We start from the raw sequence: 15,549 nt of genomic DNA, 5'->3' as shown, positions 1-15,549 counted from the left end.
CCTTCTATTGCCCGAGTGAAGCTCGCAAGGACGTGTGGAACGAGCGGAAGCCTGCCCGGCGGGCGTTTGCTTCGCCTTTCTGCACGCGTGTCTCGACTAGGGACTGAGCCCGTTTCGATTCGCTGATGTATTTGTCCAGATCCATGCTGGTCCTGAGATAGGGCCATTTCAGCAGATACTCGGGCACCTGCGAGTTGTCGGCGACGAACGAGGCGAGAAATCGTTCCTTTTCGGTGGCGACCCCGATCTCCCACGGCACCCACCAGGAGGCCTGCGTCTTGGCACTGATGACCGCCAGCAATTGCGTGCACTGAGCCAGCTGATCGCGGATGTAGTCGGCGAGCTCCGGGCCGCCTTTGCGCAGTTGGGCATCGATCACGTCAAGATACACTTCGAGACCGCCGGCTCGAAGACGCTCCGCGACGTAGGTCGCCTGATAGCTATCCTCTTGCTTGTGAGAGATGAAGACTTTTACAGGCATCGTATCCCCTCCGCTGCAACTAGGCGTCACACAGGACAAAATGCCATGCAAGTATATTATTGTGAGGTATCTGCTTTCCAACAGCTTCCACAGCCGGGCGGGCAGGGGCTGTAGCTGTAAACGACCTGCGCGGCGTGCGGATAGCCTGAAGTCCGCCAGGGCACGTTCTACGCGCGCAGCAGCCGGCCGACTTCCCCAAGGAGCGATTCATCGCCGGCGATTTGAACCGTGCCGCTAATCAGGGCTTGCCGCGTGTCGATCTCCCCAGCCAGCATCTTCGCCATCTCGCGTGGCATGATGGGATGCGCAGATAACGCGGAAGGATCTCGGCATCCCAGTATTGGCCGGGTGGCAACTGGATCACCTTGGCTTCCGGCGGCGCCAAATGGACCCGCCAGTCGCGCTGCAGCTTGCCGGCGAGGGAAAAATGGACCGTGCCCTTCGCCGCCGTCGTCGCTTCTCTGCTCCATCGCAGTTCGCAGGCAAGACAGTGTCAAAAAAATCGCTGACCTTGCGTTCCTGTTCGGACATGCTCCCAGTTTTGTCCGACATCTGCTTTGGGGCCCGTCATAGGGTCAGAACGATTCCGGACAGTCGCCCCAGATCAACAAGGCGGTCGAGCAGTATCGGTGAGGTGGCGAAATCATCAGTAATGACGACATCGATCGAGGATTGGTCGACGCGCGTTCCGAACAGGATCATGCACTTCTCTTCGTCGAATCGGCGGGAGGTCCAGATCATCCCGTCGAGCGTCGGGTTGGCATCGTGAATCGTCTGCGCCCACGTCCTGGTCAGCGGGTAGGACGAGGGCGGGGTGTCAATGAGCATCTGGCGCGTGATGGACCACTTATTGAGATCGGGCTCAAACAGGCGTCCCAGTTTCAAGTCACGGTCGATCTTGACGATCGAACCGGCGCATTCCTCGACCTTGCTCATTGGGACGGTCTTAAAGGCCGCAGAAGGGTCGATGTCATGGAATACCGACTCGTATGCCGCACATCCGAATGAGGTCCCCAGGTACATTGTGGGAACCTGTTTTCCCGCGCTCGTGAACGGAGCGAACCTCGAAGAGCCGAAACCTGGGTTAAATTCGTGCGCCCTTCGCCCTCGGGAATGAACGCGATGCAACTCGGCCCCAGCTGGAAGCGCCAGGATGTTGCAAATTGGGGATGGAGGCGGAGAGGGAACGACGATCAATCTGACGTCGCCTCCCCCAACTTACGCGCAGCCTCGACAACCAAGGCCGTCTGATCGAGGTTCTCCGAAGGAACCTTTCCGTCTAGCCATGGGTTCGACGACACGAACCAGAAGGCAATCTGCCACGGGCTCATCTGATGCGGCAGCGCCTCTAGCACCTTTGCAATCGCTGGCGCAGGCTTGCCATCCACAAACTGGAAGGCGGGAAACAATTCGCGGCCGCGCAGTTGCACCGAGAACACTTTCTTCTCGGTCTTCCATCTTGATCCCGTCGCGCTCTTGTTGCGGGCGTTGTGACCAGCCCGTTCGGCCAGGCCCGCACTCGTTAGGCAGGGGACGTTCTCCACGAATTTCACGCGTGCCCGGGCATTGTCGGCCTCGATCTTGGACCTCACTGCCGACATGGGGTCGTTGGCGGGAAGCATGGCCTCCACCAGGAGCTCCATGTTTCGCTCCGACAACTCTACTCTCTTCCTGGCTACCACCGCGCTGAGTGGCTCGATAAGCCGTACGGTGGCAGGATCCAAATTCCGAGACGGCGCTATCTCCTCGAACACGTCTCTCACCGCCTTCTTGACTATCGACCTGAATCGAATCCCTCGCACGATTCTCCACTTCCCGGTTCGATGCCCCTTCTTCCCTGCCGCGGTATCCGGTCCCGCTTCGCCTGCTGCGCGTAGTCTTTCGACCAGCGTGTCCGCCATGAGCCTTTCGATTTCGGCCTCGGTGAGCTTTTCCAACGGCGTATTCGGCATGGCTGCCTCGTTGTCTCGTCTAAGTGATATCAGTGATATTTGGTTCGTCTAACTTATATCACCTGCCCGCAATCTTCAAGGAGAGGATGCCAGCATCAGCCGAGTACCCCATTTTCGGTTGGCTGAGGGCGTCGACCGACACGCTGCAAATGATCCGCGATGTCAGGCGGCATAAGGAAGCGGGAGAGCCGGAGCCGGCGAGGTCTAGCATATCGAACTCAAACCGGCGTCATGAGTGGGGCAGGTTGCTATGCGACGCCTGTTTCGCGCTCGTATCCCTTGGTGTTCGCAGCGAATTTATGCGAACCGTTGTACTTTATGTGTGCGGAGTGAAAATTGCCAAAACAAGGTGCCCCGGCCGGAACCGCAATTACCGAGCGAGTAGGAGTTCACGCAGTAGGACTGATATTCGCCAAAAAACTCGGCTGGATGTTTCGCGAGCAAACCGTCTCTGACTTTGGCGTAGACGCCATTGTTGAAGTGGTTGACGACAAGGGACCCACGGGCAAGTTGATCGCCCTCCAGATTAAGGGCGGCAAGTCGTTTTTCTCGCGGGAAAACGCGGACTCCTTCACCTTTCGGGGCGAGTTGAGGCACCTGGATTACTGGACGCGTCACTCCCTGCCCGTTTTTCTCATCATCCATAATCCAGACACCGACGTCACGCTCTGGCAGAAGATCGAGCGTCGGCTCTGTCGGGTCGGCACCAAGTCCTGGAGCATTAAAGTTCCGAAGCAGAATGTGCTGGATGCGTCAGCCCGACACCCCCTGTCCAACGGCATAGCGAGGGATGACGAAGCAAGGAGGCGCTTCGCCTTTAGCGTCGACCTCGACATGATGCCACGCTTCGCAAACGACGACGTGCGCATGACCTGGGAGCATTGGTTCAATAAGGGCCTCTCGATGCGGAACGCCCAGTTCATTTTCCCTGACGGGACGAAGGAACCAGCTTCGGGCTGGTATCCGACCAGCGATATCAATCTCATCATGGAGCGTCTGTATCCATGGCTGGCCTACGAGTACGGCAATGTCGATTGGGAGGTTTCCGGCGAGGCCGATGTTTACACACTGCATCTCTCTCTGAAACCTGCAGCTCGCGCATACATCGAAGCTGAACAGTTCTTCAGGGAAGGCGACTCCGAACCGCCGCCGAATCAGCCCGATAAGGAAGAGGATGACGGAGACGAGCCCTGGCGCCCGAGATGGTTCTACGACGACTGAAATCTGGGATAGCAGCGGCCCGTTCAATATCTAGGCTTGGTCGCTCGAATTGCGAATGCTGTGGCGCCATTTCTCTCGCCGCCCGCTTGTGGAAAGTAACCGCCGCGCCTAACTTCAGCCTGCGTCAACGATGACGCATCCCCGCTCAATACTGGCGGCCGACGCTTTCATGTAGCGGCACATCTTATGGAGACATGGCAAGCTGCTCGATTAAGGTGGCTATTCCGCAACGTCTTTCTGCAAGTCAGGTTCGGCATCGAGGACCTTAACGCCATAACTCTGGATTGTCGCTCCTTGGCGTGAAGCTGACTTGCGAGTGCGGAGAGCAACGGTGGGTTTTCGGTTCGATGTTCATGCTTTGTGTGCCGAAAGTCGCATAAAAGGCATTATCGAATTGGGAGTGATGTCCCGAATAATTGGCATCGTCCAGTTGCCGCCCGGATAATCATTGGCGACGAACACCTCGAGATGGTCGACACCCTAAGCTTCATCGGTGAATCATATTTAAGCGGCAAGGGATCCTTCCCGAAATCGAGCGGCAGCGCGGGTTTTGCCGGCCGGCCGCATCGACTCGCCACGCCTCCACTAGATCGAGCGGCGTAGCGCCTCCAACATTGAGTTCGCAGTGCCGCTGTCCTAGCCGGCGAAGATCGTGTTCGTCATCCCCGCGGTTGCGGCGGCGATGCACCCACCGCTGGCCCTCATCTGATGCGCGCTTCGCCCTGCGGACAGCAGACAGCGAAGCCGCCACGGCCGCGAAAATCTCGCAATGTCGGCTCGATTCCAGGTCCCGTCCGCCACTTTTGCGGGGTGATCCGTGCAGGTGCCTGGCGTGGATCGTGCCAACCATCCCCTGACCGCATCATTGCCAGCGTCCTCCTTCAGCCGGCCGAGCCTCGCGACGCCGGATCGATCATAACGATACTCTTCGAAGAACATTCTCTTTGTAGCAAGCGTGACGGTCTGCGCTGTCTTACCGAGTTTCAGCCTTTGCCATCGCCTCCTGTCCTCCCTGCCGCGCGTCACTCTAACCTGCTCTCATCACCTCACCTCACGCGGGAAAGAGTGTCGTTAACGTCATCCTGTGCGGGAAATGTCACAGCGATAAGACAGAACGCAGAAAAGCCATAGTGGCGTCCTGCCAAGCAACCCTATTGCAGAGTCCACCGGGCCCGCCGGCGACATAATCAAGGAGCTCTCGCATAGGACAAGCCGGTGTTTGGTTCTCCCGGGTCATCTGCGATTTAAATCAAATCCGTCTGTGGATATTGACGATTGCGTGACCCTCACCTCGTAGACGGCTAACGCGGGCGGCAACTGAGAGGGTCATATGACAAGCGATTTTTCCGCCGCGCGAGTGCATCTAGATCGAGCATGTCATTACCTGCGAGGCGATGACCCGATCAGCCAGAGAGGGCGCGAAGCCTTGGATCTGCTAATTGAGGCAGTTGCCGTCGAGGAGTTCAAGCAGCCGAGCCAAAACGCGGAGGTGCTAATGCTTCCGATTGGGCGCCGCTTCTGAGGCCGAATATTGCCCGTCAAGGCATGAGCCGAGTCGGCAATCGAATGGGAGTCCGAAGCCTGTCGCCCACAACCTTCTGAATTTCGCTGCGCCTATTGTCATCGGCGGCAGCTATTCCGGAATGGCCGCCGCCCGGCAGTTCCGCCGCGCCCGCGCCAGGTGCCGGGTTGTGGCGGAACGCTTTTTGCCAGCCATTCGCCTGCCTTCCTGTCCCAGGACGGCGTCGATCCGGCCGAGATCACGGAACGGTCGCCTGAGTAGCTTTCGCGCTACGCGACGCCCTGGTACGACGGAACGGCCGAACGGGTGAGAGGAGCCGCGACGGTTTCGGGTCCTACTCGCTGACGGCCCTCCGCGGAGGGCCGTCGAGTCTTTTTCGCTGCCGGCGTTTGAGATGCGCTGCCAAGGGTCAATGAGCTGGCGGAGATATGGGGGAACAGCATTCCACCGACCCTGATGTATGGCTGGCTCGGCGTGATTGGTGCCGATCCTGCTCGGCTCACCAGGCACCTCGCGTGTCCGAATGAGGAGGTCTTTGCCCTGCGGAGCGAATGCTCATTTTTCCATAATCATTGCATATATCAGTGCTAGGAAGGTCCGAATTGGAAACGAAAACAATGGGGCGAGGCTTATGATGTTGAGCTGTAGCCGAGGCAAATCGCCTGCACAGCTTTTCCGCGCCAGAGTGTTGCATTGGCAACGCGCCCGCAAGCCGCCTCGAGCGCGCCCCTTAGCAAGCACGTGACCCCCTGAGCCAACCTCCTATGGGTCAATAGGGTCAGGTGGCCTGCCATCATTCCAGGATAGGACAACTGACAAAGAAGGTGTCGCCTATCCGACACTCTTCTGTCGTCTTTGTTGGGTCCGCGACACCGGCCTATTTCGCCGAGCTCTTGTCTGACCTCAGGCTAATCCGCTGAAAAGTAATCACAATGTTTTTCTTCTGCTGGGTCGGCCAAATGGCACGAGTTTTGAAACTCCTTCGTTGGGAGCCGGGAGCCGCCGACCGACCTTCATTTCGTGGATGACACCGCGATCGATGAAACGGAGAAAGAAAAGCAAAATGTCAAATCCGCATCAGATAGCATTCTATGCAAGGGGCCTCGGCGAAACCGCCCCGTGCCCAAACAGGCTGCCGCCCTTGTCGAACCCTTGCGCAGGAAATCTTGATGGCCGGCTGCGACTCAAAAGGCCCACCACACTCGTCTTATCCTGAACTCGAAGGCGCAGGATAAAGTTCTGCATCTCGCCGCGCGGTATGCCTAGGCAGTTACACGTTGGCCGATCTTGATAATCGAGTCTGGCTACGCCGCGGAGGACGTCTACATGCCATCGTCATTCGCTGCCCGCAGCGCCTTCCGCCTTCCATCGCTAGAGAGTGAAGTGCCACCATGTCCGAACAACCCTTGCCGACGCTGCCGATGTGGCGCGTCGACCACATCGAGCCCTCGCCCGAGATGTTGGCGCTACGCGCCAACGGTCCGATCCACCGCGTGCGCTTCCCCTCCGGGCACAAAGGCTGGTGGGTGACAGGCTACGACGAAGCCAAGGCGGCGCTGTCCGACGCGGCGTTCCGGCCGGCGGGAATGCCGCCGGCGGCATTCACCCCGGATTCGGTGATTCTCGGTTCGCCGGGGTGGCTGGTCTCGCATGAGGGGGGCGAGCATGCCCGGTTACGCACGATCGTGGCGCCTGCCTTCAGCAACCGCAGGGTGAAGCTGCTCGCGCAGCAGGTCGAGGCGATCGCCGCGCAGCTGTTCGAGACGCTGGCGGCCCAGCCCCAGCCCGCCGACCTGAAGCGCCACCTCTCCTTTCCGCTGCCGGCCATGGTCATCAGCGCGCTGATGGGCGTGCCTTACGAGGATCACGCCTTTTTCGCCGGGCTGTCCGACGAGGTGATGACGCATCAGCATGAAAGCGGCCCGCGCAGCGCGTCGCGCCTGGCCTGGGAAGAACTGCGCGCCTACATTCGTGGCAAGATGTGGGACAAGCGCCAGGATCCGGGCGACAACCTGCTGACAGATCTGCTCGCGGCGGTCGAGCAGGGCAAGGCGACTGAGGAAGAGGCTATCGGCCTGGCGGCGGGCATGCTTGTGGCGGGGCACGAGAGCACCGTCGCGCAGATCGAATTCGGCCTGCTGGCCATGTTCCGCCATCCGCAACAGCGCGAACGCCTGGTCGGCGATCCATCCCTGGTGGATAAGGCGGTGGAGGAAATCCTTCGTATGTACCCGCCGGGCGCGGGCTGGGACGGCGTCATGCGCTATCCGAGGACCGACGTGACTATCGCGGGCGTGCATATTCCCGCGGAGAGCAAGGTGCTGATCGGCCTGCCGGCGACGTCGTTCGATCCGCGCCATTTCGACGACCCGGAAATCTTCGACATCGGACGCGACGAAAATCCGCACCTGACGTTCTCGCACGGACCGCACTACTGCATCGGCATGGCGCTGGCCAGGCTGGAACTCAAGGTGGTGGTCGGTTCGATCTTCCAGCGCTTTCCCGCGCTGCGCCTGGCCGTGGCGCCCGAAGAACTGAAGTTGCGCAAGGAGATCATCACTGGCGGGTTCGAGGAGTTCCCGGTGCTCTGGTGACGCGCGGACGCCGCCCGGAATCGCGATCTTATCCGCAATTTGCCGGCGCACCTAGCACGCGCCGGTCAGATCAGCCAGCCAACAGGTAACCAAAGATGGACGTGCAAGAAACCACGGCAGCATGCCGGGACGCCTTCGCCGAACTTGCGTCGCCAGCGTGCATCCACGACCCGTATCCGTTCATGCGGTGGTTGCGCGAGCACGATCCGGTGCACCGCGCGGCGTCGGGCCTCTTTCTGTTGAGCCGCCACGCCGACATCTACTGGGCACTCAAGGCCACGGGCGATGCGTTTCGGGGACCGGCGCCGGGCGAACTGGCGCGCTATTTCCCGCGTGCGGCGACCAGCCTGTCACTCAATCTGCTGGCGTCCACGCTAGCGATGAAGGACCCACCGACGCATACGCGTCTGCGCCGGCTGATCTCGCGCGATTTCACCATGCGCCAGATCGACAACCTGCGGCCGAGCATCGCGCGCATCGTCGCAGCGCGCCTGGACGGCATGGCGCCCGCGCTGGAGCGCGGGGAGGCGGTGGACCTGCATTGGGAATTCGCGCTGGCCTTGCCAATGCTGGTCTTCGCCGAACTGTTCGGCATGCCCCAGGACGACATGTTCGGGCTTGCCGCCGGCATCGGCGCCATTCTGGAAGGCCTGAGCCCACACGCCAGCGATCCCCAGCTCGCCGCGGCGGACGCGGCCAGCGCCAGGGTGCAGACCTACTTCGGTGACCTCATACAGCGCAAGCGCACCGATCCCCGCCACGACATCGTGTCGATGGTGGTCGGCGCACACGACGACGATGCCGACACGTTGTCGGATGCGGAGTTGATCAGCATGCTGTGGGGCATGCTGCTGGGCGGCTTCGCCACCACTGCTGCGACCATCGACCATGCGGTCCTGGCGATGCTGGCGTATCCCGAACAGCGGCACTGGCTGCAGGGAGACGCCGTGGGGGTGAAGGCATTCGTCGAAGAAGTCCTGCGCTGCGACGCGCCTGCCATGTTCAGCTCCATTCCGCGTATCGCCCAGCGCGACATCGAACTGGGCGGCGTGGTGATCCCGAAGAACGCGGATGTGCGCGTGCTGATCGCGGCCGGCAATCGCGACCCGGACGCCTTCGCCGATCCCGACCGCTTCAATCCCGCGCGGTTCTACGGCACCACTCCTGGCATGTCGACCGATGGGAAGATCATGCTGAGCTTCGGCCACGGCATCCACTTCTGCCTCGGTGCGCAACTGGCCCGGGTGCAGTTGGCCGAGAGCCTGCCGCGGATCCAGGCGCGCTTCCCCACGCTGGCATTGGCCGAGCAGCCGACCCGGGAGCCCTCCGCGTTCCTTAGGACGTTCCGCGCGCTGCCGGTACGCCTGCATGCGCAGGAGGGCTGAGATGCGCGTCGTGGTCGACCAGGATCTGTGTGGAACCACCGGGCAGTGCGTGCTGACGCTGCCGGGCACCTTTCGCCAGCGCGAACCGGACGGCGTGGCCGAAGTGTGCGTGGCGACGGTCCCGCAGGCGCTGCACGCCGCCGCGCGGCTCGCGGCCAGCCAGTGCCCCGTCGCCGCCATTCGGGTCATCGAAAGCGACGCTGGCGAGCGCGCCAGCGCCGCCCCTGCGCCTTCTCCGGCGGAGGCTGAGCGACATGCCGCCAAAGACCAACGCAACCCAGGAGGACGGTTTGAAGGCAAGGTGGCCGTGGTGACCGGCGCCGGCGCCGGCATCGGCAAGGCATGCGCCCTCGCCATCGCGCGCGAGGGCGGCAGAGTGGTGGTGGCCGACATTGATGGCTCGGCGGCCATCGTCTGCACCGCGCAGATCGCGGCCGAAGCGGGCCACGCGCTGGCCCTGGCCATAGACATCGCCGATGGGCAGGCGGTGGCAGCGCTGTTCGAGACGGCGGAGCGGCACTTCGGTGGGGTCGACCTGCTGGTGAACAACGCGAGCGCCATGCATCTGACACCGCGCGACCGCACGATCCTCGACCTGGACCTGGCGGTCTGGGATCAGACCATGGCGACCAATCTGCGCGGCACGCTGCTCTGCTGCCGGCAGGCCATCCCACGAATGATCGCCCGCGGCGGTGGCGCGATTGTCAACATGTCGTCGTGCCAGGGGCTCAGCGGTGACACCGCGCAGACGTCCTACGCCGCGTCGAAGGCGGCGATGAACATGCTGTCGGCCTCGCTCGCCACCCAGTACGGTCATGCGCAGATCCGCTGCAACGCGGTTGCGCCGGGTCTCATCATGACCGAGCGTCTCCTCGCCAAGCTGGACGAGTGCATGCAACGGCATCTGAGCCGGCACCAACTCCTGCAGCGCGTCGGCCGCCCCGAGGACGTGGCCGCGCTGGTGGCGTTCCTGCTCTCCGACGATGCTGCGTTCATCACCGGCCAGGTCCTGTGCATCGACGGCGGCATGCTGGCGCATGTGCCGACGTACGCCGACGGTGGCAACAGCCGCGCCGCGCGGCCTGCCGGCGACACCGCCGAAGCGGCCGCGGCGCCGCGCTGCTGATGGACATGCTGCTCAACCCGCTGGACCGTCGGCACCGGCTGCGGGACAACATCCCGGTCGTGCCCGGCGCTTTCCCCCTGGTCGGGCATCTTCCCGCCATCGTCTGCGACCTGCCGCGCCTGCTGCGGCGCGCGGAACGGACGCTGGGCAGCCACTTCTGGCTGGATTTCGGCCCTGCCGGACACCTGATGACCTGCGTGGATCCGGATGCGTTTGCACTGCTCCGGCACAAGGACGTGTCCTCGGCGCTGATCGAAGAGATCGCGCCCGAATTGCTTGGCGGAACGTTGGTCGCCCAGGACGGCGGCGCGCACCGGCAGGCGCGCGACGCGATCAAGGCGGCGTTCCTGCCCAAGGGGCTGACCCAAGCCGGCATCGGCAACCTGTTCGCGCCCGTCATCCAGGCGCGGGTGCAGGCGTGGCGCGACCGCGGCGACGTAACCATCCTGCGCGAAACCGGCGACCTGATGCTCAAGCTCATCTTCAGCCTCATGGGAATCCCAGCGCAGGACCTGCCGGGATGGCATCGCAAATACCGGCAACTGCTGCAGTTGATCGTCGCGCCCCCGGTCGACCTGCCCGGACTGCCCTTGCGGCGCGGCCGCGCCGCCCGCGACTGGATCGACGCGCAGTTGCGCCAGTTCGTCCGCGACGCGCGCGCGCATGCCGCGCGCACTGGGTTGATCAATGACATGGTGAGCGCCTTCGATCGCGGCGACGATGCGCTCTCCGACGACGTCCTGGTCGCCAATATCCGCTTGCTGCTGCTTGCCGGTCACGACACCACCGCCTCGACGATGGCCTGGATGGTGATCGAGCTGGCGCGGCAGCCTTGGCTGTGGGACGCCCTGGTCGAGGAGGCGCAACGCGTGGGCGCGGTGCCGACCCGGCACGCGGACCTGGCGCAGTGTCCGGTCGCCGAGGCGCTGTTCCGCGAGACGCTGCGCGTGCATCCGGCGACCACGCTCCTGCCGCGTCGCGCGCTGCAGGAATTGCAACTCGGCCAACGGCGCATTCCCGCGGGCACCCCTCTGTGCATCCCGCTGCTGCATTTGTCGACCTCGGCGCTGCTGCACGAGGCGCCTGATCAGTTCCGCCTGGCGCGGTGGCTGCAACGCACGGAGCCGATCCGGCCGGTGGACATGCTGCAGTTCGGTACCGGCCCACACGTCTGCATCGGTTACCACCTGGTATGGCTGGAAATGGTGCAGTTCTGCATCGCCTTGGCACTGACCATGCACAAGGCCGGGGTGCGGCCGCGGTTGCTGAGCGCCGTCGAAAAAGGTCGGCGCTATTTCCCGACCGCACATCCGTCCATGAAAATCCGCATCGGATTCTCATGAGCTGGCATCGCATGCCCCGTGTGGCGAGGCAGCTGCGCCGGCGACGCGCGGCAATGCTGCACTCGGCGCGCGCGCTCGGTGCGACGCCGCCAACACCGCGGCGGCTCCGACGCTCGCCGTGGCCGTGCCAGGTACAAGGACATGAACGACATGCAGACCGCTTCTACGCTACACGACGACGCGCAGGCGCGCGGCGCATCCGGCAGGCTGCCGCCGGAGATCTGGATGCAGGACGGCGCAAGGCGGGTCGAACAGGCGCTGGCGCGTCTTCTCTGCGCCGAAGACGACGGTGAGACCGAGCTGATGGCGGCGATGCGCTACGCCACCTTGCATGGCGGAAAGCGCACCCGCGCCTTGCTCTGTCTGGCTACCGGCGCACTGGCCGACACGCCGGCGCACATGCTCGACGATGTCGGCGCCGCCATCGAGATGATGCACGCCTGTACCCTGGTCCACGACGACCTGCCCGCAATGGACGATGACGTGCTTCGCCGCGGCCTTCCGACCGTGCACGTCAAGTTCGGCGAAGCCACTGCGATCCTGGTCGGCGATGCGCTGCAGGCGCACGCCTTCCTGACCCTGGCGAGCCTGGATGCGCCGGGCGACAACCGTATCGCGCTCGTGCGCGAACTGGCGCAGGCGGTGTCCGCCGAGGGTGCCGCAGGCGGGCAGGCCATGGATCTGTCGCTGGTCGGAAAGCACGTCGAGCTGGACAGGATCGTGGCGATGCACCGGATGAAGAGCGGAGCACTAGTGCGCGCGTCCGTTCGCATGGGCGCGCTATGCGCCATCGCGGAGGATGCCACCCACGCTGCGCTGTACTGTGCGCTCGATCGCTACTCCGCCTGTTTCGGCCTGGCGTTGCAGGTGGTCGACGACATTCTCGACGCGACAGCGGATACCGCGACGTTGGGCAAGACCCCCGGCAAGGACGCGGCGGCGCAGAAGCCGACCTGTGCGTCGATCATGGGGCTGCAGGCAGCGCGCCAGTTGGCGCTGGATCTGTTGCGCGACGCCGGGGAGGCCATCGCCCCGCTGGGAACGCGTGCGGAACGGTTGGCGCAGATGCTGCAGCGGGCCAACGCGTATCTGTTCAAGCACGCGCCATGCGCATGAGCGCGCCCGTCCGCATGGAGTCGCCCCTGTGCCGCTGCGATCGATCGGCCGGCGTGAGCGGTGCATGCTGCACTGTGTCCAAGTCGGCGGCGGCGATCGCAGCGGTTGCCCAGCACAGCCGCGGCGCACGCGGCGCGCTGCGCGCAAGCCTATGCGGTGGACCGGCCCCAGCATGGGGCGCGTCGCCGCGCCGGAGCAGGGCGGCCGTCCGGCGCTGCCCGTGCGCCGGGCCGCGACGGGCCTGCGGCGACGTGCGCGGCGTCTGCTCGATCCTGGTTCCCGTCAACTGTCTGCAGAAGGAACATACCGCGTGGACGCGCTCTCCGAACAGATCCTTTCCGAATTGCGCCACCTGCTGATCGAGATGAGCGACGGCGGCAGCGTCGGTCCGTCCGTCTACGACACGGCGCGAGCTCTGCAGTTCCACGGCAACGTCGCCGGTCGGCAAGACGCATACGCGTGGCTCATCGCGCAACAACAGGCCGATGGCGGATGGGGAAGCGCGGACTTCCCGCTGTTCCGCCATGCGCCCACCTGGGCGGCGTTGCTGACATTGCAGCGTGCCGATCCTCTTCCCGGCGCTGCCGACGCAGTCCAGGCTGCAACCCGGTTCCTCGAGCGCCAGCCCGATCCCTACGCGCATTCGGTGCCGGAAGACGCGCCGATCGGCGCGGAGCTGGTCCTGCCGCAGTTGTGCGGCGAGGCCGCATCCTTGCTGGGCGGCGTGGGGTTTCCGCGCCACCCGGCGCTGTTGCCGTTGCGGCAGGCGTGCCTTGTCAAGTTGGGGGCGGTGGCGACGTTGCCGAGCGGCCATCCGTTGCTGCACTCCTGGGAAGCCTGGGGAACGTCGCCGACCACCGCATGCCCGGACGACGACGGCAGCATTGGCATCAGTCCGGCGGCCACCGCCGCGTGGCGTGCGCAAGCCGTAACACATGGGAGCACGCCGCAGGTCGGGCGCACCGACGCGTATCTGCAGGCGGCATCGCGGGCGACGCGCAGCGGCATCGAAGGTGTCGTTCCCAACGTCTGGCCGATCAATGTGTTCGAGCCATGCTGGTCGCTGTACACCCTGCATCTGGCCGGGCTGTTCGCGCATCCCGCGTTCGCCGATGCCGTGCGCGTGATCGTCGCGCAGCTCGACGCCCGCATGGGCGTGCGCGGTCTGGGCCCGGCCTTGCACTTCGCAGCCGATGCCGACGACACCTCCGTTGCGTTGTGCGTCCTGCGCCTTGCAGGTCGCGACCCGCCGGTCGATGCGTTGCGCGATTTCGAAATCGGCGAGCTATTCGTCACCTTCCCCGGCGAGCGCAATGCCTCGGTGTCGACTAACATCCATGCCCTGCATGCGTTGCGACTGTTGGGAAAGCCCGCCGCCGGCACCAGCTACTACGTCGAGGCCAATCGCAACCTGCACGGTCTATGGGACAACGAAAAATGGCACGTTTCGTGGCTGTATCCCACCGCGCATGCGGTCGCTGCGCTGGCGCAAGGCAAGCCCCAGTGGCGCGACGAGCGCGCGCTGGCGGCGCTGCTGCAGGCGCAGCGCGATGACGGCGGCTGGGGCGCCGGTCGCGCATCCTCATTTGAGGAAACCAGCTATGCGCTGTTCGCGTTGCACGTGATGGACGGGAGCGAAGAGCCGACAGGGCGCCGGCGCATCGCGCAGGCGGTGGCGCGTGCGCTGGAGTGGATGCTCGCCCGCCATGTGTCGAATGCATTGCCGCAGACGTCGCTGTGGATCGGCAAGGAACTGTATTGCCCCACCCGGGTCGTGCGCGTGGCCGAACTCGCCGGGTTGTGGCTGGCGCTTCGTTGGGGGCGGCGCGTCCTGGCCGAGGGAGCAGGAGCGGCGCCATGATCCCGACCGAACGCGCGCTGCAGCAGGTGCTGGAGTGGGGGCGTTCCCTGACAGGGTTCGCCGACGAGCATGCCGTGGAAGCGGTCAGGGGCGGCCAGTACATCCTGCAGCGCATCCACCCGAGCCTGCGCGACACCAGCGCCCGCACTGGCCGCGATCCGCAGGACGAAACGCTGATCGTGGCGTTCTATCGCGAACTGGCGCTTCTGTTCTGGCTCGACGATTGCAACGACCTTGGCCTGATCGCGCCGGAGGAGCTCGCCGCGGTGGAGCAGGAGCTGGGGCAGGGCGTGCCGTGCGCGCTCCCCGGATTCGAGGGCTGCGCTGTGCTGCGCGCTTCGCTGGCCGCGCTCGCCTACGATCGTCGCGACTATGCTCAGCTTCTCGACGATACCCGGTGCTACTGCGGGGCGCTGCGCGCCGGACACGCGCAGGCGGCAGGGGCAGAAAGCTGGTCCTACGCCGAGTACCTGCACAATGGCATCGATTCGATCGCCTACACGAACGTGTTCTGTTGCCTTTCGTTGCTGTGGGGGTTGGACATGGCGACCTTGCGTGCGCGTCCGGCGTTTCGCCAGGCCCTGCGGCTCATCTCCGCGATAGGGCGCCTGCAGAACGATCTGCATGGACGCGACAAGGACAGGTCGGCCGGCGAGGCCGACAACGCGGCGATCCTGCTGCGGCAGCGCTATCCGGCTATGCCTGTGGTAGAGTTCCTCAACGACGAGCTGGCCGGCCATACGCGCATGCTGCACCGGGTGATGGCGGAAGAACGCTTTCCCGCGCCGTGGGGACCGTTGATCGAGGCCATGGCGGCCATCCGCGCGCAGTACTACCAGACCTCGACCAGCCGCTACCGCAGCGACGCTGCGGGGGGAGGCCAGCGTGCGCCCGCCTGAACGGCGTGATGTGGCTGCGTGCGCGCCGCTGCCGTCGGTCCGATCCGAC

The 15,549-nt window shown here is 64.1% G+C and carries 12 protein-coding genes and 1 pseudogene; 10 read left to right on the top strand and 3 right to left on the bottom strand.

Annotated features, from left to right (window positions below):
* Window positions 1-4: 4 nt before the first annotated feature.
* From AC0L14_RS22115 to AC0L14_RS22105, 3 genes are all read right to left on the bottom strand, one after another.
* Window positions 5-481, bottom strand: a complete 477-nt coding sequence (locus tag AC0L14_RS22115) for a toll/interleukin-1 receptor domain-containing protein (protein ID WP_473750744.1) — start codon at window positions 479-481, stop codon at window positions 5-7.
* A 567-nt stretch (window positions 482-1,048) separates the two neighbouring features.
* On the bottom strand, window positions 1,049-1,609 hold the full coding sequence (locus AC0L14_RS22110) for an RES family NAD+ phosphorylase (RefSeq protein ID WP_473750772.1): 561 nt from the start codon (window positions 1,607-1,609) through the stop codon (window positions 1,049-1,051).
* Window positions 1,610-1,674: 65 nt separating this feature from the next.
* Entirely contained in the window at window positions 1,675-2,433 is a 759-nt protein-coding gene (locus AC0L14_RS22105) for a hypothetical protein (protein ID WP_473750742.1), read from the bottom strand.
* Between the two features lie 336 nt (window positions 2,434-2,769).
* Here AC0L14_RS22105 and AC0L14_RS22100 point away from each other — a divergent pair, with 336 nt between their 5' ends.
* The 10 genes and pseudogenes from AC0L14_RS22100 to AC0L14_RS22055 all read left to right on the top strand — a co-directional run bounded on the left by AC0L14_RS22100 (window position 2,770) and on the right by AC0L14_RS22055 (window position 15,500).
* Entirely contained in the window at window positions 2,770-3,654 is an 885-nt protein-coding gene (locus AC0L14_RS22100) for a DUF4365 domain-containing protein (protein ID WP_473750741.1), read from the top strand.
* Window positions 3,655-4,984: 1,330 nt separating this feature from the next.
* Window positions 4,985-5,176, top strand: a complete 192-nt coding sequence (locus tag AC0L14_RS22095) for a hypothetical protein (protein WP_473529928.1) — start codon at window positions 4,985-4,987, stop codon at window positions 5,174-5,176.
* Between the two features lie 1,391 nt (window positions 5,177-6,567).
* The gene (locus AC0L14_RS22090) at window positions 6,568-7,770 is read left to right on the top strand and encodes a cytochrome P450 (protein ID WP_473750740.1); all 1,203 of its coding nucleotides are present in this window, start codon (window positions 6,568-6,570) and stop codon (window positions 7,768-7,770) included.
* A 95-nt stretch (window positions 7,771-7,865) separates the two neighbouring features.
* The gene (locus tag AC0L14_RS22085; RefSeq protein WP_473750739.1) at window positions 7,866-9,155 is read left to right on the top strand and encodes a cytochrome P450; all 1,290 of its coding nucleotides are present in this window, start codon (window positions 7,866-7,868) and stop codon (window positions 9,153-9,155) included.
* A pseudogene (locus tag AC0L14_RS22080) lies at window positions 9,139-9,282 on the top strand (ferredoxin); the annotation flags it as partial. The gene AC0L14_RS22085 and the pseudogene AC0L14_RS22080, both read left to right, overlap by 17 nt.
* A 174-nt stretch (window positions 9,283-9,456) precedes the next feature.
* Entirely contained in the window at window positions 9,457-10,281 is an 825-nt protein-coding gene (locus tag AC0L14_RS22075) for an SDR family oxidoreductase (protein ID WP_473750771.1), read from the top strand.
* Window positions 10,281-11,624 carry a cytochrome P450 gene (locus AC0L14_RS22070; protein ID WP_473750738.1) on the top strand — a complete coding sequence of 448 codons (1,344 nt, stop codon included), beginning with the start codon at window positions 10,281-10,283 and terminating at the stop codon, window positions 11,622-11,624. Before AC0L14_RS22075 ends, AC0L14_RS22070 begins: the two co-directional genes overlap by 1 nt.
* Window positions 11,625-11,774: 150 nt before the next feature.
* A complete protein-coding gene (locus tag AC0L14_RS22065; protein ID WP_473529937.1) occupies window positions 11,775-12,740 on the top strand; it encodes a polyprenyl synthetase family protein in 966 nt (321 codons plus the stop codon).
* Between the two features lie 310 nt (window positions 12,741-13,050).
* The gene (locus tag AC0L14_RS22060) at window positions 13,051-14,601 is read left to right on the top strand and encodes a hypothetical protein (protein ID WP_473529932.1); all 1,551 of its coding nucleotides are present in this window, start codon (window positions 13,051-13,053) and stop codon (window positions 14,599-14,601) included.
* Entirely contained in the window at window positions 14,598-15,500 is a 903-nt protein-coding gene (locus AC0L14_RS22055; RefSeq protein ID WP_473529933.1) for a terpene synthase family protein, read from the top strand. The genes AC0L14_RS22060 and AC0L14_RS22055 overlap by 4 nt, the downstream gene beginning before the upstream one ends.
* The last annotated feature ends 49 nt before the right edge of the window (window positions 15,501-15,549 follow it).

The organism is Mesorhizobium sp. WSM4841 (assembly GCF_055811515.1).
Note: the sequence above shows the minus strand (reverse complement) of the source record. Positions and strands in the feature narration are given on the sequence as shown.

What these genes read in the sequence shown, in the direction of transcription:
- AC0L14_RS22055 (WP_473529933.1), top strand. Translation starts at nt 14,598, where the DNA reads ATGATCCCGACCGAACGCGCGCTGCAGCAGGTGCTGGAGTGGGGGCGT.
- AC0L14_RS22090 (WP_473750740.1), top strand. Translation starts at nt 6,568, where the DNA reads ATGTCCGAACAACCCTTGCCGACGCTGCCGATGTGGCGCGTCGACCAC.
- AC0L14_RS22065 (WP_473529937.1), top strand. Translation starts at nt 11,775, where the DNA reads ATGCAGACCGCTTCTACGCTACACGACGACGCGCAGGCGCGCGGCGCA.
- AC0L14_RS22085 (WP_473750739.1), top strand. Translation starts at nt 7,866, where the DNA reads ATGGACGTGCAAGAAACCACGGCAGCATGCCGGGACGCCTTCGCCGAA.
- AC0L14_RS22115 (WP_473750744.1), bottom strand. Translation starts at nt 481, where the DNA reads ATGCCTGTAAAAGTCTTCATCTCTCACAAGCAAGAGGATAGCTATCAG.
- AC0L14_RS22105 (WP_473750742.1), bottom strand. Translation starts at nt 2,433, where the DNA reads ATGCCGAATACGCCGTTGGAAAAGCTCACCGAGGCCGAAATCGAAAGG.
- AC0L14_RS22095 (WP_473529928.1), top strand. Translation starts at nt 4,985, where the DNA reads ATGACAAGCGATTTTTCCGCCGCGCGAGTGCATCTAGATCGAGCATGT.
- AC0L14_RS22070 (WP_473750738.1), top strand. Translation starts at nt 10,281, where the DNA reads ATGGACATGCTGCTCAACCCGCTGGACCGTCGGCACCGGCTGCGGGAC.